27 protein-coding genes are annotated in these 21,834 nt (G+C 58.4%); 13 read left to right on the top strand and 14 right to left on the bottom strand.

Features of this window, described 5'->3' with window-relative positions; all coding sequences use genetic code 11:
- Positions 1 to 3: 3 nt before the first annotated feature.
- Positions 4 to 687 (top strand): rhomboid family intramembrane serine protease, encoded by a 684-nt coding sequence (locus L1P08_RS12490; protein ID WP_303617340.1) that lies wholly within the window; start codon positions 4 to 6, stop codon positions 685 to 687.
- A gap of 66 nt (positions 688 to 753) precedes the next feature.
- On the top strand, positions 754 to 930 hold the full coding sequence (locus L1P08_RS12485; RefSeq protein ID WP_303617339.1) for a hypothetical protein: 177 nt from the start codon (positions 754 to 756) through the stop codon (positions 928 to 930).
- A gap of 16 nt (positions 931 to 946) precedes the next feature.
- Here L1P08_RS12485 and L1P08_RS12480 read toward each other — a convergent pair whose 3' ends face one another.
- Complete coding sequence (locus tag L1P08_RS12480) at positions 947 to 1,723, bottom strand: GGDEF domain-containing protein (RefSeq protein WP_303617338.1); 777 nt, start codon at positions 1,721 to 1,723, stop codon at positions 947 to 949.
- Positions 1,724 to 1,891: 168 nt separating this feature from the next.
- Positions 1,892 to 2,560, bottom strand: a complete 669-nt coding sequence (locus tag L1P08_RS12475) for a TlpA family protein disulfide reductase (protein ID WP_303617337.1) — start codon at positions 2,558 to 2,560, stop codon at positions 1,892 to 1,894.
- A 35-nt stretch (positions 2,561 to 2,595) separates the two neighbouring features.
- Here L1P08_RS12475 and argH point away from each other — a divergent pair, with 35 nt between their 5' ends.
- Both argH and lysA read left to right on the top strand, forming a co-directional pair.
- The gene (gene argH / locus L1P08_RS12470) at positions 2,596 to 3,984 is read left to right on the top strand and encodes an argininosuccinate lyase (protein ID WP_303617336.1); all 1,389 of its coding nucleotides are present in this window, start codon (positions 2,596 to 2,598) and stop codon (positions 3,982 to 3,984) included.
- Between the two features lie 3 nt (positions 3,985 to 3,987).
- Positions 3,988 to 5,253, top strand: a complete 1,266-nt coding sequence (gene lysA, locus L1P08_RS12465) for a diaminopimelate decarboxylase (RefSeq protein ID WP_303617335.1) — start codon at positions 3,988 to 3,990, stop codon at positions 5,251 to 5,253.
- A 5-nt stretch (positions 5,254 to 5,258) separates the two neighbouring features.
- Here lysA and L1P08_RS12460 read toward each other — a convergent pair whose 3' ends face one another.
- The 4 genes from L1P08_RS12460 to L1P08_RS12445 are packed head-to-tail and all read right to left on the bottom strand — an operon-like array spanning position 5,259 to position 7,683.
- Complete coding sequence (locus tag L1P08_RS12460) at positions 5,259 to 5,990, bottom strand: LrgB family protein (RefSeq protein ID WP_303617334.1); 732 nt, start codon at positions 5,988 to 5,990, stop codon at positions 5,259 to 5,261.
- Positions 5,987 to 6,346 carry a CidA/LrgA family protein gene (locus L1P08_RS12455; RefSeq protein WP_303617333.1) on the bottom strand — a complete coding sequence of 120 codons (360 nt, stop codon included), beginning with the start codon at positions 6,344 to 6,346 and terminating at the stop codon, positions 5,987 to 5,989. Before L1P08_RS12455 ends, L1P08_RS12460 begins: the two co-directional genes overlap by 4 nt.
- Before the next feature lie 6 nt (positions 6,347 to 6,352).
- Complete coding sequence (locus tag L1P08_RS12450; RefSeq protein WP_303617332.1) at positions 6,353 to 6,772, bottom strand: response regulator; 420 nt, start codon at positions 6,770 to 6,772, stop codon at positions 6,353 to 6,355.
- 44 nt (positions 6,773 to 6,816) lie between these two features.
- Positions 6,817 to 7,683, bottom strand: a complete 867-nt coding sequence (locus L1P08_RS12445; protein ID WP_303617331.1) for an MJ0042-type zinc finger domain-containing protein — start codon at positions 7,681 to 7,683, stop codon at positions 6,817 to 6,819.
- 139 nt (positions 7,684 to 7,822) lie between these two features.
- Here L1P08_RS12445 and ftsE point away from each other — a divergent pair, with 139 nt between their 5' ends.
- The 4 genes from ftsE (at position 7,823) to L1P08_RS12425 (ending at position 10,768) form a co-directional block, all read left to right on the top strand.
- On the top strand, positions 7,823 to 8,482 hold the full coding sequence (gene ftsE / locus L1P08_RS12440) for a cell division ATP-binding protein FtsE (protein ID WP_303617330.1): 660 nt from the start codon (positions 7,823 to 7,825) through the stop codon (positions 8,480 to 8,482).
- The gene (locus L1P08_RS12435; protein WP_303617329.1) at positions 8,475 to 9,398 is read left to right on the top strand and encodes a cell division protein FtsX; all 924 of its coding nucleotides are present in this window, start codon (positions 8,475 to 8,477) and stop codon (positions 9,396 to 9,398) included. The genes ftsE and L1P08_RS12435 overlap by 8 nt, the downstream gene beginning before the upstream one ends.
- Before the next feature lie 47 nt (positions 9,399 to 9,445).
- A complete protein-coding gene (locus tag L1P08_RS12430) occupies positions 9,446 to 10,246 on the top strand; it encodes a lysophospholipid acyltransferase family protein (RefSeq protein WP_303617328.1) in 801 nt (266 codons plus the stop codon).
- Between the two features lie 162 nt (positions 10,247 to 10,408).
- Positions 10,409 to 10,768, top strand: coding sequence for a hypothetical protein (locus tag L1P08_RS12425; RefSeq protein WP_303617327.1), 360 nt, complete (start codon positions 10,409 to 10,411; stop codon positions 10,766 to 10,768).
- A 17-nt stretch (positions 10,769 to 10,785) separates the two neighbouring features.
- On the opposite strand, the gene L1P08_RS12420 is transcribed toward L1P08_RS12425, so the two are convergent.
- Positions 10,786 to 11,346, bottom strand: coding sequence for a gamma-glutamylcyclotransferase (locus tag L1P08_RS12420; RefSeq protein WP_303617326.1), 561 nt, complete (start codon positions 11,344 to 11,346; stop codon positions 10,786 to 10,788).
- A gap of 171 nt (positions 11,347 to 11,517) precedes the next feature.
- Here L1P08_RS12420 and L1P08_RS12415 point away from each other — a divergent pair, with 171 nt between their 5' ends.
- On the top strand, positions 11,518 to 12,483 hold the full coding sequence (locus L1P08_RS12415) for a DUF2125 domain-containing protein (RefSeq protein WP_303617325.1): 966 nt from the start codon (positions 11,518 to 11,520) through the stop codon (positions 12,481 to 12,483).
- Here L1P08_RS12415 and L1P08_RS12410 read toward each other — a convergent pair.
- The 3 genes from L1P08_RS12410 to L1P08_RS12400 form a co-directional block, all read right to left on the bottom strand.
- On the bottom strand, positions 12,464 to 13,399 hold the full coding sequence (locus L1P08_RS12410; protein WP_303617324.1) for a prephenate/arogenate dehydrogenase family protein: 936 nt from the start codon (positions 13,397 to 13,399) through the stop codon (positions 12,464 to 12,466). The genes L1P08_RS12415 and L1P08_RS12410 overlap by 20 nt on opposite strands.
- A complete protein-coding gene (hisC, locus tag L1P08_RS12405; protein WP_303617323.1) occupies positions 13,399 to 14,490 on the bottom strand; it encodes a histidinol-phosphate transaminase in 1,092 nt (363 codons plus the stop codon). The genes L1P08_RS12410 and hisC overlap by 1 nt, the downstream gene beginning before the upstream one ends.
- Before the next feature lie 112 nt (positions 14,491 to 14,602).
- Entirely contained in the window at positions 14,603 to 15,337 is a 735-nt protein-coding gene (locus L1P08_RS12400) for a class I SAM-dependent methyltransferase (RefSeq protein ID WP_303617322.1), read from the bottom strand.
- Positions 15,338 to 15,481: 144 nt separating this feature from the next.
- Here L1P08_RS12400 and gloB point away from each other — a divergent pair, with 144 nt between their 5' ends.
- A complete protein-coding gene (gene gloB, locus L1P08_RS12395; protein ID WP_303617321.1) occupies positions 15,482 to 16,249 on the top strand; it encodes a hydroxyacylglutathione hydrolase in 768 nt (255 codons plus the stop codon).
- A 168-nt stretch (positions 16,250 to 16,417) separates the two neighbouring features.
- Positions 16,418 to 16,681, top strand: a complete 264-nt coding sequence (locus tag L1P08_RS12390; RefSeq protein ID WP_303617320.1) for a hypothetical protein — start codon at positions 16,418 to 16,420, stop codon at positions 16,679 to 16,681.
- 77 nt (positions 16,682 to 16,758) lie between these two features.
- On the opposite strand, the gene rpmF is transcribed toward L1P08_RS12390, so the two are convergent.
- Both rpmF and L1P08_RS12380 read right to left on the bottom strand, forming a co-directional pair.
- On the bottom strand, positions 16,759 to 16,938 hold the full coding sequence (gene rpmF / locus L1P08_RS12385; protein WP_303617319.1) for a 50S ribosomal protein L32: 180 nt from the start codon (positions 16,936 to 16,938) through the stop codon (positions 16,759 to 16,761).
- A 230-nt stretch (positions 16,939 to 17,168) separates the two neighbouring features.
- Complete coding sequence (locus L1P08_RS12380; protein WP_303617318.1) at positions 17,169 to 17,870, bottom strand: transglycosylase domain-containing protein; 702 nt, start codon at positions 17,868 to 17,870, stop codon at positions 17,169 to 17,171.
- Between the two features lie 99 nt (positions 17,871 to 17,969).
- Here L1P08_RS12380 and L1P08_RS12375 point away from each other — a divergent pair, with 99 nt between their 5' ends.
- The gene (locus tag L1P08_RS12375; RefSeq protein ID WP_303617317.1) at positions 17,970 to 18,872 is read left to right on the top strand and encodes a polyprenyl synthetase family protein; all 903 of its coding nucleotides are present in this window, start codon (positions 17,970 to 17,972) and stop codon (positions 18,870 to 18,872) included.
- A 21-nt stretch (positions 18,873 to 18,893) separates the two neighbouring features.
- Complete coding sequence (locus L1P08_RS12370; protein WP_303617316.1) at positions 18,894 to 19,367, top strand: YbaK/EbsC family protein; 474 nt, start codon at positions 18,894 to 18,896, stop codon at positions 19,365 to 19,367.
- Between the two features lie 52 nt (positions 19,368 to 19,419).
- Here the strand turns inward: L1P08_RS12370 and L1P08_RS12365 are convergent, their stop codons facing one another.
- Both L1P08_RS12365 and ispG read right to left on the bottom strand, forming a co-directional pair.
- Entirely contained in the window at positions 19,420 to 20,133 is a 714-nt protein-coding gene (locus tag L1P08_RS12365; RefSeq protein WP_303617315.1) for a DUF4386 domain-containing protein, read from the bottom strand.
- A gap of 204 nt (positions 20,134 to 20,337) precedes the next feature.
- Positions 20,338 to 21,579 (bottom strand): flavodoxin-dependent (E)-4-hydroxy-3-methylbut-2-enyl-diphosphate synthase, encoded by a 1,242-nt coding sequence (gene ispG, locus L1P08_RS12360; RefSeq protein ID WP_303617314.1) that lies wholly within the window; start codon positions 21,577 to 21,579, stop codon positions 20,338 to 20,340.
- Positions 21,580 to 21,834: the final 255 nt, after the last annotated feature.

Raw genomic sequence — 21,834 nt, 5'->3', positions numbered from 1 at the left:
CGGATGTTCCTGCCGCTGCATGACCGCAACCCCACCCGTTACATCCGCTTCGCCTATGTCACCTACACGTTGATTGCCTTCAACATTCTGGTTTTTCTGGTGCAATCAATGCTCTCGCAAAACCAGTTTGAAACGCTGGTGATCAATTTCGGCGTCATGCCGGCCATCATCAATGGCCTGCTGCCCAGCCCCTTGGGCATCCTGCCCAAGGAAATCACGCTGGTCACCTATTGCTTCATGCATCTCGACTGGATGCATCTTCTGTCAAACATGCTGTTCTTGTGGATCTTTGGCGACAATATCGAGGACGCACTCGGCCATGTCCGCTTCGCCCTGTTTTATCTGGCCTGTGCCGCTTTCGCTGCCGGCACACACATCCTGTTCAATGGCGCGTCAACCGGCCCACTGATCGGCGCATCGGGCGCGGTCGCAGGGGTCATGGGCGCTTATGTGCTCTTGTTTCCGCATGCCCGGCTATTCGTCCTGGCAACCATTGTCATCCCTATTCCTCTGCCCATTCCCGCTTTCTGGATGCTGGGTTTCTGGATCGCCACGCAGCTATTCTATGCGCTGGGAGGATCACCGGACCCGGTGGCCTGGTGGGCGCATCTCGGTGGCTTCCTCTCAGGTGTCCTGCTGGCCTTGTTGTTCAAACGCCAGACTGTCCAGCTTTTGGGCGGCCGCTGAAACTATTTGTTCATACCCTCATTCCACACTGGCGCTGTTCATATTCTCGGACCCAGGAATGCGGCAATGCAATTGGCGGCAAGTATCGTTTCGGCACAACAGAACCAGACCCGGCAGACCTTGCAGATGGAATTCGTGCGCCAGCAGCAGCAGATGGACACGATGCTGGTCGACATGATCGCCGAGGTCACCCAGGCCGCGCCGCAACCCGGCCAGGGCACTAAACTCGATACAACCGTTTGAGCGTAATCAGCTAGGTCTAGGCAGCCGCGACGGTGTCTGGCAATCGGTTATGAAGTTCAACCCGGTCGCGTCCATCGGACTTGGCTTGATATAGCTTGCGATCGGCTGTGCGGAACAAACTTTCGTAATCCGTATCCATACCGAAAACCACAGCGCCAATGCTGATTGAAACCCGGATCGGGCCATCAGCGGTCTTCAGCTCCGCCGCCCCAACCGCCGCCCGAATCCGTTCAGCGATAACCTGGGTCACATGCATATCAGCGTTGTGCAACAAAACGCCGAACTCCTCACCACCAATACGCCCCACAACATCAAACGGACGCAGCTTGGACTTGATCGTGCGTGCCACCAGCTTGATCACCTGATCGCCGATATCGTGACCATGGGTATCATTGATAAGTTTGAATTTATCGGCATCAAGCACCAGTAACGCGGCACTGCGATTGGGATTGCCTGATTCAGCCGCCAGATAGGCCTCAACCCGCGCCCGAAAGGCCGTCTGGTTCAGGCAATGGGTCAACCCGTCCTTCGTCGTCTTGATCTCCAGCTTGCGCGTGCGGAAAGACAGGGTACGTGCATAGCGGATCAAAAGATAATGCATTGGGATGCCGAGCAGCAAAGGCAGGATTGCGACCGACACCAGAGCCTTGGTCATGACCTCGGGGCCGTCATCCCGGAACAATATGAGGCAATACCCAATCATGAGTGCCACAATGGCCAGGGCAATGACCACAGCGCAGAACAGCACCGACATACGCGCCGTAACAGCCCGTACATATTTTGAAAATTTCATGTTGTAAAACCGCGTCCTTCGATTATGCGCGAAATCTAGGACGCGAGTATTAAAAGAAACTTATAACTGCCCCCGAATTCCCCCGAATACATGTATTCTCAGGATCCGGATGATGATTTCACTCAATTGTCATACAACAACAATTGTTATTGCCAGTCGCACCGATGGTTAACGATCTTCTACCGCCGCAATCAGCGCATCGACAACCTTGATCCCATCGGCGCTATCCCAGGGGGCTGGTCCCTGCAGCACTGCAATTTCACACCCCGCCTCATCCAGAAGGATTGTTGCCGGCAACCCGATGGCAACGGCAGATGCCTTCAACCGATCAAACGCTGCGTAACTGGGGTCGGCATACAACGGCAGATTGGGCAAATTCTCGTCTTCCAGAAAGGCCTGCGCCTTGGAAATTCCATCCGCACCAATATCGAGATTGATCGGAATGACCGCAAAATCATCAATATCGTAAAGCGCGGCCAGGGCGTTCAGCTCTGGCATTTCCTCGCGGCAGGGCACGCACCATGTTGCCCAGAAATTGACCAGCAGCGGCTTGCCCGAGAAATCCGCCAGCGTCATCGGCCGTCCGGTTTCGTCCTGAAACGCCAGATCGGCATAACCGCGCCCGTTAGCTGTCGCATTCAGTGCCGCCAGTTCACCCCCCGCCGCCTTGTCGATCGCCGCGTGCAATTCGGGTTGAGCAGGACAGGTCGATGCGCTGCCCCCACCATTGCTAAGCCCCAGCCCCACCGCTATAACCACCACCGCGCCGACAAGTCCGCCAATCACGGCCTGTCGCCGGTTTAGTTTTTTGAGCCTTACGCCAATGGTCTCAAGCATTTTTTAGTCTCCGGTCAAACCCAAGGAGCAGGTCGATGAGCAATCGTATGTGGGGCGGGCGTTTCGCCTCTGGTCCCGATGCCGTCATGGAAGAAATCAACGCCTCCATTGGCTTCGACAAAAGGCTGTATCAGCAGGACATTGCCGGCTCGATCGCGCACGCAAAAATGCTGGCCGAAGCCGGCATTCTCACGACGGAAGATAGAGACGCAATCATTGCGGGTCTAGCCACGGTCCGCGACGAAATCGCACAGGGCACCTTCACGTTTTCGCGCGCACTCGAAGACATTCACATGAACATCGAAGCGCGGCTTAAAGAAATCATCGGCGACGCCGCCGGCAGGCTGCACACTGCCCGCTCGCGCAATGATCAGGTGGCCACCGATTTCCGCCTCTATGTGCGTGAAGCAACCGATATGCTGGGCGCCCAGCTGCGCACCCTGCAATCAGCCCTTATCGCCCGCGCCGAGGAAGAAGCGGCAACCGTCATGCCCGGTTTCACCCATTTGCAAAGCGCCCAGCCGGTGACATTTGGTCATCATCTGCTTGCCTATGTGGAAATGTTTGCCCGCGATGCCGGTCGCTTCGCCGATGCCCGTGCCCGCATGAACGAAAGCCCGCTCGGCTCCGCCGCCCTTGCCGGCACATCTTTCCCCATCGACCGGGAAATGACCGCCAAAGAGCTGGGCTTTGACCGCCCCACCGCCAATTCACTCGATGCCGTCGCTGACCGGGATTTCGTTCTCGAAACCCTCGCTGCCGCCTCGATCACCGCCATGCATTTGAGCCGTTTCTCGGAAGAACTGGTCATCTGGTCCTCGGCCCAGTTCGGCTTTGTCCGCCTCTCGGACAAGTTTTCGACCGGCTCCTCGATCATGCCGCAAAAGCGCAATCCGGACGCCGCCGAACTGATCCGCGCCAAGATCGGCCGCATCATGGGCGCGCTGACCTCGCTGCTCGTCGTCATGAAGGGCCTGCCCCTCGCCTATTCCAAGGACATGCAGGAAGACAAGGAAGTCGCCTTCGACGCGCTGGATTCCCTTTCCCTGTCGCTCGCGGCGATGACCGGCATGGTCGGCGATCTGGTGGTCAACCGCGACAATATGCGCGCCGCCGCCGGCTCGGGTTTTTCCACCGCCACCGATATTGCCGACTGGCTGGTGCGCGAGGCCAATGTGCCTTTCCGCGATGCCCATCACATCACCGGCCGCGTCGTCGCCCTCGCCGAGGAGAAGAACTGCACCCTCGACGGGCTGAATATCGAAGACCTGAAAACCATCGACGCGCGTATCGACAGCCGGATTTTCAACGTGCTCTCGGTAGAAAAATCCGTCGCCAGCCGGACCAGCTTTGGCGGCACCGCACCGAAAAACGTGCTGGCCCAGGTCAAGCTCTGGCGTGAGCGCCTGAAAGACGCCGAATAGACGATGACCGACGCCTTCACCTATCAGGGCGGCAGTCTGCATGCCGATGCGGTGGACCTCGCGACGCTGAGCGCCGAAATCGGCACGCCGTTTTATTGCTATTCGGCCAGCGCCTTTCGCGACAGCCTCGGCGAATTGCAACAGGCCTTTAACGGGATCGACCCGCTGATCGCCTATGCGATGAAGGCCAATTCCAATCAGGCGATCCTCACTCTTTTGGGGAAACTCGGGGCCGGGGCCGATGTAGTCTCGCTTGGGGAGTTGGAACGGGCCATCGCCGCCGGGATTGCGCCGGAAAAAATCGTCTTTTCCGGTGTCGGCAAGTCCAAAGCCGAAATGCGGCGCGGGCTGGAACTGGGCATTCACTGCTTTAATGTGGAAAGCGAACCGGAGCTGGAACGGCTCAACCTGATCGCCGGCGAGATGGGCCAGATCGCCCCGGTCTCGGTACGTATCAATCCCAATGTGGACGCCAAAACCCACGCCAAGATTTCAACCGGAAAATCGGAAAACAAGTTCGGCATTCCCTATGAGCGGGCCGAAACCGTCTATGCCGAAATAGCTGCCGCCAAAAATCTCCGCGCCGTCGGCGTCGACATGCATATCGGCTCGCAAATCACCGATCTTGAACCTTTCGATAATGCCTTCGCCCTCCTTGCCGAACTGGTCACCCGGCTCAAGGCCGCCGGCCACCCCATCGCCCATGTGGATATCGGCGGCGGGTTGGGCATTGTTTATGAACCGCTGGCCCACAAGCCGGACATTGCGGCCTATGCCGCGCTGGTCGTCAAACATATCGCCCCGCTCGGCTGCCGTCTGGTGCTGGAGCCGGGCCGCTGGATTGCCGGCAATGCCGGCGTACTGGTCACCCGGGTCGAATATGTAAAAACCGGCGCCGAGCGGCATTTCGTCATTGTCGATGCGGCGATGAATGATCTGATCCGCCCGACGCTTTACGAAGCCTGGCACGATATCGCGCCGGTCACCGAGCCGCAGCCAGATAGCGAGACCATGACCGCCGATATCGTCGGCGCGATCTGCGAGACCGGCGACTATCTGGCGCAGAACCGCGTCTTGCCGAAAGTGGTTGAAGGCGACCTCTTGGCGGTCAAAAGCGCCGGCGCCTATGGCGCGGTCATGGCCGGCACTTACAATACGCGCCCGCTGATTGCCGAAGTACTGGTCGATGGCGACAGGCACCACCTCATCCGCCCCCGCCAGACCCTCGCCGATCTGATCGGGCAGGATGACGTGCCGGGCTGGCTCTAACCAGCCTAGCCGATAGCCAATCCCCAAAAATGCATGATGGCCGGCACCGCAAAGGCGGTGACAATGGCATTGAGCCCCATCGCAATCCCGGCAAACGTCCCCGCCACCTGATCAACATTGAACGCCCGCGCCGTGCCGATCCCGTGCGCGCTCAGCCCTACGGCAAAGCCACGCGCTGCGTAGTCACGAATGCCCAGCGCATTCATCAGCGGGGTCACTGTGACCGCGCCGAGCACACCGGTCGCCACCACCAGAATGGCGGTCAGGGAGGGCACGCCCCCAAGATTTTCGGTAATCCCCATCGCCACCGGCGCAGTTACCGATTTGGGTGCCAGCGATAAAAGAATACCATTAGGCAGACCCAGCATCTGCCCGATCATCACCACCGAGATCACAGCAACAACAGAACCGACAACAAGCGCCGCCAGCATCGGCCAAAGATTTTGCATGACCAGCGCCCTGTTGCGCACCAGCGGCACTGCAATGGCCACCGTTGCCGGCCCGAGCATGAAGTGGACGAACTGCGCACCCTCGAAATAGGTTGCGTAATCGGTGCCGGTAATCAGAAGCACCGCGCTGACAAAAACAATCGCGATCAGCACCGGATTGACCAGTGTGTGCCGCCCCGCTTTCACCGCCAGCGCATCGGCCCCGACCCAGGCCACAAGTGTCACCGTCAGCCAGAGAAGCGGCGTGGTCGACAAATAAACCCAAAGCGCAAATCCGCTGTCATTCATGTCGGAGCGCCCAGGAGTTTCTTGACCCAGAGGAAAGTCCCAACCGTCACGAGCATGGTGATCAGGGTGGAAAGCACCAATGTCGCGATAATGGCGGGCCAATAGGTGCCGAGCAGGCCCAATTGCTGCACCACGCCCACACCGGCGGGAATGAACAATAGCCCGAGCGTGCCCAGAATACTGTCAGCGGTTTTCTCCACATCGGCAAAAGCCAAAAGAGGTTGCCGGAACACCAGCAAGGCGACGCCGAGAATAACCAGCCCGTTGACAGGTCCCGGCACCGGCAGCCCGAGCGCGCGCGTCAACATCTCCCCTGCCAGTTGACACAACAGCAGAACAGCCAGCGCACGGATCATCAGCGTTTAGCTGCCCAAACCACTCAGGCCACTGCGGGCGAGGGAGACGATCTCAACCGGCTTGCCGGCCAAAGCGTCATCGATTTTCTGGATCAGGTCATTCAGCGTGAAGGGTTTCGGGATCACATCATAAATCAATGCATCAAGCCCATGCGCGCGTTCGCGCTGGTCAGCAAATCCCGTCATTAATACGATGATGACCTCTGGATATTGCGCACCAACCGAAAGCGCCAGCGCGATCCCGTCCATCACCGGCATCTTGATATCGGACAGGAGCAGGTCAAACTTGCCCCCATGCTCCAGCATCATTTCCGCCGCCAATCCGCCGTCCTCTGCCTCGACAACGGAATGGCCTTTCATTTCCAGAGCCCGCGACACAAAAGCGCGCACGTTGTCATCGTCCTCGGCAACCAGAATGCGTGCCATAAAAAATCTCCCCGGTCAGCCGCTGACCCTAACGCTTGCGAACTTTAACTCGCGCGGCCATCTGCAAATGCCAGCTTGACCCGCGTCACCCCATCCGGCGGCGCATTCAGCTGGGTTTCGAATTCTACATTTTCGCCTGGTCCAATCAGGCTGACGACAGGCGTGACACTCCATGAATACAGCGCCACCCCGGCATCGTCACAAAGCGTGACGACAATTGCGGGCACCTTGACCTGCTGACCGGTAATATTCTGTATACGGCCAGAGACAACCATCACATCCCCGCGACTTTTTACTGCACGTAGTGTCTCGACATTCCTGAATTCAAGCCCCACCACGTTCACTTTCAGCCCGACAGCTTCATAAACCCCGGCCAGATCAGGAAACAGCCGCACCACTTCCGTGCGAAAAAAATAGCCGCCCCCGACAAGCAAAGCCAAAAGGCAAATCGCTGCAATGCGCATATTGCCCCGGATCTGGCTCATCGGCAGGTTGCGGGCAAAATTAATCTGCCGCTTCAGCATTGCCTTGTGACGGCTGTTCTGCAACGCCGTATCCAGCCCCGCCTTTTCGGTCTCAGGCCCCGCATCTGCCATAGCAGTTTCATCACTGCTGGTTGATACATCTTCAGATTTGCCCCGAACCGGGGCCGCGCGCGTTTCCTCGCGCTCAAAAGCCGCATCAAGCGCTGCTTCGTCAGCCGCGTCGAACAAGCGATCATCATCCCCATCCCGCGCAGGCTTTGGCGCAGCGGGGGGGACCAGTTTCGGCTTGGGCTTGGGATCTTCTTTCTCAGCCACAGCCTGCCATGACTGATGGCAATGCGCGCACTGCACCTTGCGCCCGGCCGAGCCGATGGCCTTTTCCGCCACCTGGTAGCGCGTCTGGCAATTTGGGCAGGTGATGATCATGACAACCGCAACGCAAAAATTATCTGCCCATGATAGTCGGTGGGAGGTTAAAACTCCTGAAACGGCGCGCGCACCGCATCCACCCCGGTGGTCAGGACTGTTATGATGAGATGCCAGAAGTGATTCGGAGCGAGGCACTGTGATCGAGTTCAAAGATGTAGGCCTGCGATATGGTGAAGGTCCCGAGATTCTGAAAAATCTCAACTTTTCCATCGCCCCCGGCTCGTTTCATTTTCTCACCGGCCCCTCGGGCGCGGGGAAAACCTCGCTGCTGCGCCTTTTGCTTTTGTCATTGCGCCCCACAAGTGGCCGTATCTCCATGTTTGGTGAGGACATTACCCAGCTCGGGCGCGACCGGCTATTGGCACTGCGTCGTCATATCGGCATCGTCTTTCAGGAATTTCGGCTGCTTGACCACATGACGACATTTGAAAATGTCGCCCTGCCCCTGCGTGTGCTGGGACAGGAAGAGAGCGACTATCGCGCCAATGTCGAGGAACTGCTCGACTGGGTTGGGCTGGGCAACCGCATGGATGCGCATCCCGAAGTGCTCTCCGGCGGTGAGAAACAGCGCGCCGCCATCGCCCGCGCCGTTATCGCCCGCCCCGATATTCTGCTCGCCGATGAACCGACCGGTAATGTGGACCCCGAACTATCGGAGCGGCTGGTGCATCTGTTTGCCGAACTCAACCGGATGGGTACCACGATCATCATCGCCACCCACGAACTCTATATGCTCAAGAAATTCGATTATCCGCGCATGCTGCTCAATGATGGAAAGATCGTCATCCATGATTGACCCGGAAAACCGCGAAGACCGCCGTAAGGTCGCCCCCATCGTTCCCAGCCAGTCAGTCGCCGGGCGTACCTTGATGTTTCTGGTTGCGATCATGACCTTTTTGTCCTGCGTCACCTTCGGGGGCGTTGCACTCGTGCAAAAATCCGCCATCGCCTGGTCTGCCGATGTGGGCCGCGAGGTCACGATCCAGATCCGTCCCGTCGAGGGCGAGTTGATGGATGCCAATCTGCGTCTGGCTGAATCAATCGCCGAGGAGACACCCGGCGTCGCCAATGCCCATGCGCTCTCGATCGAGGAAAGCGAAGCCCTCCTGAAACCTTGGCTGGGCGAAGGACTGGACCTTACCGAGCTGCGCATTCCCCGCCTCGTTGTCGTGGAATTGTCCGACCCCAACGGGGCCGACATGGAAAGGCTGAGCCGCGAGCTCACAGCAATAAAAGGCGCAAGCCTCGACACCCATGCCGCCTGGCGTCAACAACTCAACACCATGGCCGGTACCATCGTGGTTTCCGGCATCATGGTTTTGCTGCTGATTCTGGCGGCAACGGTGCTGGCCGTTATCTTTGCCACCCGTGGCACCATGGCGTCCAACCGCGATATTGTTGATGTGCTGCATTTTATCGGGGCATCCAACCGCTTTGTCGCCGGGGAGTTTCAGGGGCGTTTTCTGATGATCGGCTTGCGCGGCGGGGTTATCGGCGGCGTCAGCGCGCTGGGCTTTTTCACCTTTGCCGGCATCATCACCGCCATCCTTCTGCCGGGCACCTCCGGCGCACAGATCAACGTGCTGTTTGGCAGTTTTTCACTTGGCTTTGGCGGTATTGCCGGCATTGTCTTGATTGTGCCCGTCATTGCCGGATTGACAGCCATGACCTCCGGCGTCACCGTGCGGCGGTTTCTGGCGCAGATTTCCTGACCGGGTAAAAACCCCTTCGCGCAGCGCAGCATCTTGAGGAAGCTTGCATGGTAATCCAGGCCATAAGGTCATTGTTTTTCTATCTGCTCTTTATCGGGCAGACCGCAATCCTTGCCATCGTGCTGGGCACGGTCGGTCTTTTCTCCGATAAATGGCTGACAGCCCTTTGGCCCGTCGCGCGCTATTGGGCCGCGTCCAATCTTGTCATGTTGCGCTGGCTGACAGGCATTCGCAGCGAAATTTCCGGCACGGAACATATTCCCGAGACCGGCTGCATCATCGTCTCCAAGCATCAGTCCGACTGGGATATTTTTGCGTTAATGCCCCATGTCGAGAACCCCGCTTTCATCGCCAAGAAAGAACTGATCGACATCCCGTTCTTCGGCAAGGTGGCCAGTGCCTTTGGCACTATTTCCATCGACAGGAAAAAGGGCGGACAGGCGATCCCCGCCATGGTCGATGACGCCCGCAGGGCCATCGAGAATAAACGCCATATCATCATTTTTCCTGAAGGGACTCGCAAGGCCCCGCTGGCCGATCTCAGCTACAAGTCCGGCGCCGCCCGTCTTTACGAACAGCTGAACGTCCCCGTTGTGCCGGTGGCTGTCAATTCGGGGCTGTTCTGGGGACGCAACTCGCCGGTTCTGTGGCCCGGCACGGCCAAGGCGCGATTCCTGCCCCCCATCCCCGCCGGCCTCGACAGCGCCGAAATGCAACGCCGCATGATCGCCGCAATTGAGCCGGCCACCGAGGAACTAATCATTGAGGCTGCAAAAAAAGGCCTGGCCCGCCCGCTTTCTGCGGAACTTAGGGCGCGTCTGGACGTTCTTATGGTTAACAAAGGCTGACATAAGCCTTTAGAAACCGTGAGTGTCTGGTATGCGCACAATCGTCAAACCACTACATATTGACAACGTTGCGTTAAGAACTCATACATATAGTCGGGGGCAGGAATTAAGCTTGACTTTTAGTCAAATTTGTTCCACATTTGTTCTTTAAGGTGCGACGCGATGAGAAACACTTTGGCCTCCAGTCACGATTCATTGATATCCGGCGATAATCTCGCGCAGTCGATCAACTGGCGCGGACAGTCGGGGCGGTATTATACCCTGGCACAACAGCCGCGCGATAATTTCAAAATGAGCGGTCACGACCTTTATGTCGTGGCAAAGGGCAATCAGGCCGGCTGGACCGGCACTGCCGATGACCTCATCGTTGATCAGGCAAGCCGCGCGCGTTTTCGCCATGCCATGAAGGCCGCCACCTCAGTCCTGCGCCTCGAGGCGCCGGCCGACGATGTTGAGCGGATGAAGATTCAGTGGGATGTTGAGGGTGGCCAGCTCGCCGGTGCCCTGTGCCTTGTCAGCTAGCCCCTAAGAAAATGAAACTATACCGGTTCCGTCTTGGCGGGTTCAGCCAGTAAGGCGCTGAGCGCCAGCAAATGCCGGTCCCTGATACCCATCTGCTCCAGATGCTCCGCCGTATTCGTCACATAGTCAGCGTTCGGGCCCATCATCCCGGCGGCGTCGCGCACATAGGCAAGCTGAGCGGCGATATCCAGTCTCCCCGCATATTGCACATGATGCGGATCAACCAGAAACGTCAGCGCTTCGATGATTTCTCCGCTGGCCAGCCGCACCCGCCGCAAGGCCTCGCGATAGACCCCGGAAACCTGCTCCCGTTCACGCAAATATTCGCGCACCTCAGGCCACTCCGCAGCCCCCACCTCAAAAGCCATGCCATGACAGGACCCGCCCGGCACAAGCCCGAACACAAGACCCGGCTTTTCTTCGGTGCCGCGATAGCGATGTGAATAAATGCAAAGACTGCGATGCGCGCCCCAGAGCAGCGCCTGCTGCGCCTGCCGGTAGACGAAGCCCGGCCGCCAGATCAGCGAACCATAGCCAAAAACCCAGTAAGAAGATGTGACTTGCGTCTGTGCCGTCATTATGCCGAATTCCCGACGTTCTATTGCTGCCTGCCCGCGTAACCGGCGTTCGGGTTTTCCCCGAAGAGTTCAAGCCACCAGCTGCTGCGGCACACGCCCGCCGACAAACCTCCCGTATGAAAGCATAACCGCACTCGTGATGTCTTCGAAACTGAAATATAACCCGTCCCCATGAAACGAATCATTCTGCTTCTTGCGCTCATCGTCATTCTGGTTGCCGGCTGGTCCGGTGCATGGCTTTATGCAGCCGGCCAGATATCAAAACAGATTGCCCTCATGGCGACGCCGGCGCCGGGATCCCCCACCGTCACTTGCGGCAATTTGTCGGTCACCGGTTTTCCGTTCCGGTTTGATGTCACTTGCGCACAAGCAGATATTTCCGATGGCGACATCCTGATTGAAGTGCCTGAAATCAAGGCCACCGCGCTGGTCTATCGTCCGACCCACATCATTGCTTTTGCCGAAGGCCCTTTACGCTATACCGACGCGTTCTTTGGCACGGACCAACGCATTCGCTGGGACAAAGCCAAGGGTAGCCTGCGCATGAATGGCTGGCTGCTCGAACGTTTGTCGCTCCATATGGAAAATCTGGAATATATCGACACCCTGCTTGGCGAGACATTGATCGCCAGCGCACCCGTTATGGAAATGCACCTGCTCAATATGCCCGAACGGCATGATGCAGATACCCGTCTGGCCAGCTTCGCGGGCTTCGCGCGTACCGAGGGTGCAACAATGCCAGCCTATCAGATTGCCGATGGCCGGGTAACATTTGAGGCGGAAATATCCAACCTTCCGGACGATATCCGGCTCTGGTCTGATCCGGCCCTGCCCCGCCTCTGGCAGCAGGCGGATGGACGGCTGACCCTTCTCCGCCTTGCAACCGATGACAGTGAAACCAGCCTTCTGCTCGAAGGTGAACTTGGCCTGAGCCCGATTGGCGAAGTTGAAGGCAATATGACCCTGACATCAAACGGCCTGGCGGAACGCTTTGGCGACCTGATACCGACGGAATTGCGCGGGTTGGTGTTTGGTACCCCGCAGGCGGATGGCGGCATGAAGCAGATCATGACCATTACCCGTGGTGCAGTCATTGCAGGTTTCGCCCCGCTGGGGGTTATTCCGCCCCTGTTCTAGCCTGGTCTTGCGGGGACCCCACCCGGCCAAAGTCAGCCGCCGCCGTTTCCTGTCCCGCGTCAATAATGGAACGGCGGATGGCCCGGGTCCGCGTGAACAAGGCCTCAAGTGCCGGCCCATCCCCGTCACGCACCGCCGCATGCAACACGTCCAGATCGACAAGAAACCGCCCCAGCATTTCCAGAACCGCATCACGATTGGTCAGGAACACATCGCGCCACATCACCGGGTCAGAGGCTGCAATGCGGGTGAAATCGCGAAAACCTGAGGCAGAGAACTTGATCACCTCCGATTTGGTATCATTGGCCAGATCGTCCACCGTGCCCACAATATTATAGGCAATCAAATGCGGCACATGGCTGGTGATTGCCAGAACAAGGTCATGATGCGGCGCATCCATCACTTCAACACTCGACCCCAGCGCCTCCCAGAAACCGGTCAGCATCCTCACCGCCTGCGCATCGGCATCCGTGCCGGGCGTCAGAATACACCAGCGTCCCCGGAACAAGGCCGCAAAGCCGGCCGACGGCCCTGAATATTCAGTACCGGCCAAAGGGTGGCCCGGCACGAAATGGACGCCTTCAGGCAACAGCGGCTGGATGACATCCAGCGCATATTGCTTGACCGAACCCACATCGGAAAGAATGGCACCCCGCTTCAATGCCGGGGCAATCTCGGCCATCACCGCCTCATAGGCCCCCACCGGCGTACAAAGCACCACCAGATCCGCATCACGCACCGCCTCAGCGGCGGAAAGCGTATAGCTGTCCCCCAGCCGCAGAGCTTCCGCTTCGGCCAGCGTCGGCGCTTTACGCGTCGAAATAGCAATGTGCCTGGCAAGGCCCTGCTGCCGCACCGATAACGCAATCGACGAGCCGATCAGACCGATACCGACAAGGGCTATTTTTTCAAACATTATTCGGTCCCGAAATTCTTGAGCAAACGGGCCACAGCGCGCATCGCCTCTTCGCTGCCAATGGAAATACGCAAGGCATTGGGCAAGCCATACCCGCCCATTTCACGCACGACATATCCCGCATTCATCAGCATCTGAAAAGCGTCAGGCGCACGCTGCCCGTCCACATCAGGGAAATGCACCAGAATGAAATTGCCCTGGCTGGGTGTAACCCTCAGCTGGTTGCTCGACAATTCAGCCGTCAACCAGTCCCGCCATTTTGCATTATAGTCACAAAGCGCCTGGGTAAATGCCGTGTCCCGTGCCGCAGCTGCGCCTGCCGCCTGGGCTGCCACATTAACATTGAAGGGCCCCCGCAGACGGTTGACGGCATCCACCACATGATCCGGTCCGTAGAACCAGCCCACGCGGACGCCCGCCAGACCCATTTTGGAAAATGTTCGCACCATCACCGTGTTCTGGCTGTCGCGCACCAGAACCATGCCCGCACTATAGTCCTCAGCGGTGACATATTCCGCATAGGCACTGTCGATCACCAAGAGGATGTCCGGGCGCAGACCATTCTGCAGCCGTCTCAATTCCGCGACATTCAAATAGGTGCCGGTGGGATTGTTCGGATTAGCCAGAAAAATCATTCTGGTTTGTGCAGTCACCGCGGCGAGTATGGCATCAACACTGGCGGTGTAATCAGCCTCAGGTGCCACAACGGGTGTCGCACTCGCCCCTTGAATGACAATCGGGTAAACCGAAAAACCATATTGGCAATAAATCGCCTCGTCACCTTCGCCCAGATAGGTCTGGGCCAGAAGGTGCAGCACCTCATCAGAACCCGAACCGGCAACAATGCGATCAGCTTCAATACCGTGAACCTCGGCCAGCGCCTGGCGTAATTCCGCAGAGGTCCCCTCGGGGTAGATTTCCAACCGGTCCGCGAATGCCCGATAAGCGGCAATCGCCTTGGGGCTCGCGCCCAAGGGACTTTCATTCGCCGAAAGTTTCACTTTCGAGACGCCATCGCCCGCCCCGGATTTACCCGGCACATAGGGCGCAATTTTCAGGATACCGGGTTGCGGCTGTGGACGATCACTCATGCAATTCACTCTGTCTGGCTTGGCGCTTCGGGTCTCCAAAAGCGCGCGCGACCATACTGAAAGCAAAGCCGCAAAGCAAAGGAAAGACACGCGGCAGGCTTGGGTTTCATGCCTATTCCGCGCGCATGGCGGCCTGGGGAGCCAAGGCCGGCACCCGCACCAGACGCTCTGAGCGCTGCCGCCGGGTAATGGCGGGAAACAATTCCTTTTTCGCCTTCACACACATCGCCCCCGCCAGAGTCGATCCCAAAAGCCGGCCACCGCGTTCAAAAAGACGCGCCGATTTGAGTAAAGGCGGCAATTGCGAGGGCGGCAGAAACAGTGCATCGCGCCAAACCTCCGGGGTGAATGAATGCTGTCGCAGCAAGTCATCGAGTTGTGAGCGCGAAAAAGGGTGCCCGCTGCCGAACGGGGTATTGTCGCGCTGCGCCCACAAACCGCGCCGGCGCGGCACCACAACAATAATGCGGGCATTGGGGGCACAGACCCGCCAAAGCTCGCGCATCAATTCCTCGGAATCGGTTACATGCTCAAATGCATGCACCGCAATCACCAGATCGACCGCCGAATCGGTGAGCGGCATTTCCAGCGGGTCGCACAACACGGTGCGCGACGGTCCCTCACGGGGCCATGACGATGCCCCCTGACGTGCAGGCATGAAGGCCAGCACCCTTTCAGCATTCGCGAGCGTAAAGCGCATATAAGGCGTGGCAAAGCCAAGACCGAGCACCCTCAACCCGGTTACATCGCCCGCCAGTCCACGCACCTGCTCGGTCAACAGGCTGCGGGCGATCCGGCCAAGGGGCGACTTATAGAACCCGATCAACTGCGTCACATCTGGTGTCATTCAGGCCTCAAATCCATACCGGCAATCCCGACCTATCAATTTCTCGTCATGCGCCAGTCTTGCCGATTCCACAGTCTTGCTAACATAATATGGGCAACGTACGCTCCCGGCTCAACATAGCATGAAAAACAGGGGTTTGCTTTCATGGCGCTTGTCGTCGATATCTTCGAATGCCTCTCCGATAATTACGGTTACCTGCTGCACGACCCCGCAACCGGGGCGACAGCCGCGATCGATGCACCGCAGGAAGGCCCGATCCGCGAGGCCCTCGCCCGCACCGGCTGGACCTTGACCGACATTTTCATCACCCACCATCACCATGACCATACCGATGCGATTTTGCCGTTGAAAATGGATTTCGACGCCAAGGTAACCGGCCCACGCGCTGAACAGGGACGTATCGAGGGGCTTGATCATTTGGTGGGCGGCGGCGACACCATCAAATTGGGCAATGCCGACATCCAGGTATTCAACACCCCGGGCCACACCCTGGGGCATATCGTTTATTTTAACCCCGACGACAAGCAGCTGTTTTCCGCCGACGCCCTGTTCTCCCTCGGCTGCGGCCGCATGTTTGAGGGCACGCCCGGACCAATGTGGGCAGGCCTTGCTGCCCTGCGCGAATTACCCGACGACACCCTGGTCTATTGCGGCCATGAATACAGCGCCGCGAATGCCCGCTTTGCCCTCAGCATCGATCCCTTGAACACATTGCTCAAGGCGCGCAGTGACGAAATCGCCCACCAGCGCGCCAATGGCAATTTCACTGTCCCGGCAAAACTGGGTGAGGAAAAGATCACCAATCCGTTCCTGCGTGCCGATGAACCGGCCATGGCGAAACTGATGCATATGGAAGGCGCGACCCCTGACGAGGTATTTGCGGCGATCCGCAAGGCCAAGGACAATTTCTGACCCGGACCCTAAATCCCCGCCCGACGCCTTAACCATGAAAGCGTCGGGCAGGGCAAAAAGTTAACAAATCATTGATAACTGGCACGTGCCTTGCGACGTTAGGGGTAAGGGCCCGGGATTTTGTCCCAAAATGAAACAAATGGCCCGATCTGGAACAGGATGCAGGCCATGTCGCAGTTCACGCGTAACAGACGTATCGAAACGGCACAGAGAAACCCCGCCACCAAACGCTTCGGGCGCAGGGCAACGGATCGTGCCTATCCTTATCCGGCAGCCTTTGTAACCCAGATCATGACCGAGGACCGGCACGCGGTCGGTAACCCAATTTATATGCGCCCGCCGCGCAACAGCGCCGTCGAGGCCTATCGGGCCGGCGCCGGCATCACCCAGCGCCGCGCTCCTTCGGGCCTAAGCCACGCCGAAGACGTCTAACCCACCCCTGCATAGCAAAACGGCCAGCACCGATTGGCACTGGCCGTTTGAAATTTTCTTTATGAAACCGGAAAAGCTTAGCGCTTCGGCTCCATGACCTGACGACCGCGATACATGCCGGTCTTCAGGTCGATGTGGTGCGGACGGCGCAATTCGCCGGAATCCTTGTCTTCCACATAAGCCTTTGCGACCAGGCCGTCTGCGGAACGGCGCATACCGCGTTTCATCGGGGTCGTTTTACGCTTTGGCACTGCCATGATTAGTACTCCATCTCAAATAGCCCAGAGCCCCACCGCCGGAACCGGCACCGAAGGGCAACAGACTTGAATGTCTCTGCTCGGATTGGCGCGTTTTATACAGAACAGATCAACGTTTGGCTAGAGGCTTGTGCGATTTGATTGATCCGGATGCATGGCGCAATAACACCAAACCAGCCCAAAGGCAAAATTCCGATGCGTCACATCGCTTTAAACCCCCAAAATCCACCCTATTCCAACTGCACCTGACCGTTCCGATAGAGGCAGGTAATATGGCTGGCGCCAGCTCGCGCCCGCCGCTCGACGATTCCTGCCACGCGCGCCATGCCCCGCGTCGGACGCGCCGGATTGCGTAAATGCGGGTTGGGCAGGGTAACAGTTATGAGTGCCGCCCCATTCCAGGAGAACGCATCTGCATCAATCCCAAAGGCACGCTGCGCCCCTGCCTCAATGCCAAATTCGCCATCCGGACCCCATTCCGCAATATTGAGATAAATCTCCATGATCCGCCGTTTCGGCAAAACCAGATCGAGATAGAAGGCAATCGGGATTTCGAGGCCTTTGCGCACAAACGATCGCCCGTTCCACAAAAACAGGTTACGCGCCACCTGCATTGAAATCGTGGACGCGCCCCGCGGCGACCGGCCCGCCCGCCAGGCGTTGATTTCGGCCCTGAGCGCGCCAAGATCCACGCCCCAATGCCGGCAGAATTGCCCATCCTCACTGGCCACAACCGCAGCTTTCAGACGGTCAGATATGGTATCAATGGGCCGCCAGATGCGCGTGACCTTCTGGAAGGTCACGTAGCGCCCCAGCATCGGCATGGAGACCGGATTGACCAGAGCATAAACCGGCACCAGAACGAGCGGAATGGCCGCCAACAGCCCAAGGGTAATTGCCAGCACACGGATTAACCGCCACACTCTTCTCATATCGCCACCAACCACGCCACTCCGCTGGAAAATTCAACCCGGCTCTTATACAGATCACCTCAGAGCTTGTCGCATCTTACCGGGAAGGTAATTCTGTCCATGACCCCATTTGAACAGGAAGCGCGTGACTGCGCCCGGGACATCGAAGCTGCACTGGATGCATTGCTGGCCCGCGCGCGCCTTTCAGGTCCTGGCCCTGCACCCGAACGCCTGATTGCCGCCATGCGTCATGGCACCCTGAACGGCGGCAAACGCCTGCGCCCCTTGCTGCTGCGCCAAACTGCCGGCATCTTTCAGCTCCCCCCTGCCGCAGCACTTGATGCAGGCCTCGCCGTTGAACTGGTCCATTGCTATTCGCTGGTGCATGATGATCTGCCCGCCATGGATGATGATGACATGCGCCGGGGCAAGCCGACCGTGCACAAGATGTTTAACGAAGCAACCGCCGTGCTCGCTGGCGACAGCCTGCTTACCCATGCCTTCGGCCTGCTGGCCACCAGTGATTGCCATGCCGACCCTGCCGTGCGCATCGCCCTTGTGACAGAACTGGTGGCCGGTGCTGGTGCCGGCGGCATGGCCGGCGGTCAGATGCGCGATCTCGACGGTGAAAACGCCCGCGTCACCGACAGTGAAATCGCCACCATGCAAAAAATGAAAACCGGCGCACTGATCCGGGCGGCGGTGCGCATGGGGGCAATTCTGGGCAATGCATCTCCGGAACAACTCGATGCCCTCACCCATTATGCCGAGGCCGCCGGCCGCGCCTTCCAGCTTGCCGACGACATTCTGGATGAGACGGCAACCGAAATGCAAATGGGCAAAAAGACCGGCAAGGATGCCGGACGGGGCAAGCCCACACTGATTGCGCGTATCGGGATCGACGCTGCCAACAAACATCTCGCCGACACCATCCATAACGCCATCACCGCGCTGACATGCTTTGGTCCCGAAGCCGACGGCCTGCGGGCCACCGCGCGATATTTCGGCGAACGCCAGAGCTGAGACAACCCGGAAACATAAAACATGAGCCTTGAATCCGTTCGCGCCGACCTCGCTTCCCGCGCTCCAGACCTTGAAGTTATCGTCACCGACGCCTCAACAGCCACAGTTCAACTTGCCGCCGAAGTGCACGGCTGCGCCCCCGGCCAGATCGCCAAGACCCTGTGCATTAGGGTCAATGGCGATGTGGTTTTGCTGGTCGCCCGCGGTGACGCACGCCTCGACAATAAAAAGGCCAAGGCTGCATTTGGCGGGCGCCCCCGCATGCTGGGTGCCGAAGAAGTCGAACAATTGACCAGCCACAAGATTGGGGGTGTTTGCCCGTTCGGCCTGCCTGAGGATTTGCCGATCTATTGTGATGTCTCGCTGCAAATCTACGATGAGGTTATCCCCGCCGCCGGCTCGACGCACGCCTCGGTCCGCTTGCCTTTGGCACGCCTGCTGGAATTGACTGGCGGGCGCTGGTCCGATGCGTGCCAGCTTCCCGAAGACGTATAGCTGGCGGACCGATCACCCCGGCCCGCCCCATGCAATAGAGCCGCAACCCGAACTACGCTGTGACGCTTTCGGTTTTGGGTCCCTTGATCAGCAGCCAGAGGGCAAACCCGACTTCGCCAAATGTTACGATCGCAAGAAAAATACCCGTCACCATGCCAAAAACAGCATCTCCGATGAAGACAAACTGTCCCGCACTGTCCAGCAGATAGCCGAACGCGCCCACAGCCATCAGCGCACCCAGCAATTTGGGAAACTGGCCGGAACGGATCACAAGGTTACCAAGGATAAACAGGTGAACCGTGAAAAACACCTGCCAGATCACCACACCGAAATCATGGGCATCAAGCGCCAGATAAGAGAGCGCAAAGCGCTGTTCAGCACTAAAAACCCCAAGCCAGGCCACATCGCTGGCAAGGGCGAGCGCAATCGCTGTGAAGAACAGCATCACCGCCATGACAATGGCCATACTGAGCCGGGCAAAGGCGGCAACCAGCGATAATGTGGCATTAACCGGCTTGAACATGAAATAAAGCATCACGGTCGCGAAAAGCTCAGCGATCACGATAATCAGCTCGCCGGCGACGCCTAAAGTAAACAAACCCCGATTGGCCGCAATCGCATTCATGGTCGCTGCCGGGTCGTCAGCCACGTATAAAACCGAAGGCACATAAAGAATGCTGAAGCCACCGGCGAGAGCAATGATCAGATAAAACAACCCGGTCGTACGGGCATAGGATCTGGATTGTGGATGGTTGAAAAGCTGCATGACGCGTAATCCCTGATTCAGCAAGGCAGCACCCCTTTGGCCGCAACAATTCGCGCGGGATTGGCACCTTGATCGCTGTCGAAACCCCTGACCCCTGTCAGGTGTTGCAACGACAATAGACGCGGGAACGCCTCTGCGGAATTACGCAAATTCGTGCTTTAAATATGCAATTTTGTATGGACCAGGGCGTAAAGCCCATGCGGTTTATTCAGCGGCAGCGCTCTTGCCGCTGCCATATTTTTTCTCGATGTAATCGGCAACCATCTGCTTGAACTGATCCGCCACATCCGCTCCCCGCAAGGTCGCGACTTTTTGCCCGTCGACAAAAACAGGTGCCGCAGGTGCCTCGCCCGTGCCGGGCAGGGAAATGCCGATATTGGCATGCTTGGATTCACCCGGACCATTGACGATACAACCCATTACCGCCACCGACAGATCTTCGACCCCCGGATAGCGCTCACGCCAGACCGGCATGGAACTGGACAGATGGTCCTGAATTTCCTTGGCCAGAACCTGAAATGTCTGCGAGGTCGTCCGCCCGCAGCCGGGGCACGCGGCGACAACCGGCAGAAACTGGCGAAAGCCCATGGTCTGCAATAATTCCTGCGCCACCAGCACTTCTTTGGTGCGGTCGCCGCCCGGCTCCGGCGTCAGTGAAATGCGGATCGTGTCGCCAATCCCCTGCTGCAGCAGAATGCCCATCGCCGCCGAAGACGCAACAATGCCCTTGGAACCCATGCCCGCCTCGGTCAGCCCCAGATGCAGCGCATAATCGCAACGCCCGCCCAGATCCTGATAGACCGAAATCAGGTTCTGCACGTCCGACACTTTGGTGGACAGAATAATCCGGTCCCGCCCCAGCCCGATCTCTTCCGCCCGCGCCGCCGACATCAGTGCCGACTGGATGATCGCCTCACGCATGACGTGATTGGCCGACCAGGGCTCGGCACGGTCATTGTTCTCGTCCATCAACCGGGTCAGCAATTCCTGATCGAGCGACCCCCAATTGACGCCAATCCGGACCGGCTTGTCATATTTGAGCGCCAGATCGATAAGGGTCGAGAATTGCGTATCGCGCTTGGCCTTGAACCCCACATTGCCCGGGTTGATCCGGTACTTTGCCAGCGCCTCGGCGCAGGCTGGATGATCGGTCAAAAGCTTGTGCCCGATATAGTGGAAATCACCGATGATCGGCACATCAACGCCACGCCGCGCCAGCGCATCGCGAATATGCGGCACTGCAGCTGCCGCCTCGTCGCGATCAACCGTAATCCGCACCATCTCGGAACCGGCACGGTGCAGCGCCGCGATCTGTTTGACCGTGCTGTCGATATCAGCGGTATCGGTATTGGTCATCGATTGTACGGCAATCGGTGCGCCACCGCCCACCTGTACGCCACCGATATCAACACCGACTGATTTTCTGCGCTCTTGCGGCCCGGCCATCTGAAACTCCTTCAATCCCCTAGCACATAAGCGTTCGCCGCTCGTCGCGCAACACTTGGGGCCGCGCCCCTGACCCCACCAATGCGAGACATGATTGATACCGCCACAGGGATAAATGCCGGCAGCCTCACGGAACTGTCGCGGAATGCCCCGCATACCCCGGCCTAAACACTCTTGCCAATTCGCTTCCGGTTGCAGATATTGACGCTTACCGAATCTATCGCCCTCCGGCGATGCTCGATGCGGCCGGCCCAC

The sequence above is a fragment of the Mariluticola halotolerans genome (assembly GCF_021611515.1).
Classification (GTDB): Bacteria; Pseudomonadota; Alphaproteobacteria; order Rhizobiales; family Devosiaceae; genus Mariluticola; species Mariluticola halotolerans.
The sequence above is the reverse complement of the archived record's forward strand: the minus strand, read 5'-3'. Positions and strand labels throughout refer to the sequence as shown.

Coding starts and splice junctions, on each gene's coding strand:
- L1P08_RS12490 (WP_303617340.1), top strand. CDS start 4: ATGTTCCTGCCGCTGCATGACCGCAACCCCACCCGTTACATCCGCTTC.
- L1P08_RS12485 (WP_303617339.1), top strand. CDS start 754: ATGCAATTGGCGGCAAGTATCGTTTCGGCACAACAGAACCAGACCCGG.
- L1P08_RS12480 (WP_303617338.1), bottom strand. CDS start 1,723: ATGAAATTTTCAAAATATGTACGGGCTGTTACGGCGCGTATGTCGGTG.
- L1P08_RS12475 (WP_303617337.1), bottom strand. CDS start 2,560: ATGCTTGAGACCATTGGCGTAAGGCTCAAAAAACTAAACCGGCGACAG.
- argH (WP_303617336.1), top strand. CDS start 2,596: ATGAGCAATCGTATGTGGGGCGGGCGTTTCGCCTCTGGTCCCGATGCC.
- lysA (WP_303617335.1), top strand. CDS start 3,988: ATGACCGACGCCTTCACCTATCAGGGCGGCAGTCTGCATGCCGATGCG.
- L1P08_RS12460 (WP_303617334.1), bottom strand. CDS start 5,990: ATGAATGACAGCGGATTTGCGCTTTGGGTTTATTTGTCGACCACGCCG.
- L1P08_RS12455 (WP_303617333.1), bottom strand. CDS start 6,346: ATGATCCGTGCGCTGGCTGTTCTGCTGTTGTGTCAACTGGCAGGGGAG.
- L1P08_RS12450 (WP_303617332.1), bottom strand. CDS start 6,772: ATGGCACGCATTCTGGTTGCCGAGGACGATGACAACGTGCGCGCTTTT.
- L1P08_RS12445 (WP_303617331.1), bottom strand. CDS start 7,683: ATGATCATCACCTGCCCAAATTGCCAGACGCGCTACCAGGTGGCGGAA.
- L1P08_RS12435 (WP_303617329.1), top strand. CDS start 8,475: ATGATTGACCCGGAAAACCGCGAAGACCGCCGTAAGGTCGCCCCCATC.
- L1P08_RS12430 (WP_303617328.1), top strand. CDS start 9,446: ATGGTAATCCAGGCCATAAGGTCATTGTTTTTCTATCTGCTCTTTATC.
- L1P08_RS12425 (WP_303617327.1), top strand. CDS start 10,409: ATGAGAAACACTTTGGCCTCCAGTCACGATTCATTGATATCCGGCGAT.
- L1P08_RS12420 (WP_303617326.1), bottom strand. CDS start 11,346: ATGACGGCACAGACGCAAGTCACATCTTCTTACTGGGTTTTTGGCTAT.
- L1P08_RS12415 (WP_303617325.1), top strand. CDS start 11,518: ATGAAACGAATCATTCTGCTTCTTGCGCTCATCGTCATTCTGGTTGCC.
- L1P08_RS12410 (WP_303617324.1), bottom strand. CDS start 13,399: ATGTTTGAAAAAATAGCCCTTGTCGGTATCGGTCTGATCGGCTCGTCG.
- hisC (WP_303617323.1), bottom strand. CDS start 14,490: ATGAGTGATCGTCCACAGCCGCAACCCGGTATCCTGAAAATTGCGCCC.
- L1P08_RS12400 (WP_303617322.1), bottom strand. CDS start 15,337: ATGACACCAGATGTGACGCAGTTGATCGGGTTCTATAAGTCGCCCCTT.
- gloB (WP_303617321.1), top strand. CDS start 15,482: ATGGCGCTTGTCGTCGATATCTTCGAATGCCTCTCCGATAATTACGGT.
- L1P08_RS12390 (WP_303617320.1), top strand. CDS start 16,418: ATGTCGCAGTTCACGCGTAACAGACGTATCGAAACGGCACAGAGAAAC.
- rpmF (WP_303617319.1), bottom strand. CDS start 16,938: ATGGCAGTGCCAAAGCGTAAAACGACCCCGATGAAACGCGGTATGCGC.
- L1P08_RS12380 (WP_303617318.1), bottom strand. CDS start 17,870: ATGAGAAGAGTGTGGCGGTTAATCCGTGTGCTGGCAATTACCCTTGGG.
- L1P08_RS12375 (WP_303617317.1), top strand. CDS start 17,970: ATGACCCCATTTGAACAGGAAGCGCGTGACTGCGCCCGGGACATCGAA.
- L1P08_RS12370 (WP_303617316.1), top strand. CDS start 18,894: ATGAGCCTTGAATCCGTTCGCGCCGACCTCGCTTCCCGCGCTCCAGAC.
- L1P08_RS12365 (WP_303617315.1), bottom strand. CDS start 20,133: ATGCAGCTTTTCAACCATCCACAATCCAGATCCTATGCCCGTACGACC.
- ispG (WP_303617314.1), bottom strand. CDS start 21,579: ATGGCCGGGCCGCAAGAGCGCAGAAAATCAGTCGGTGTTGATATCGGT.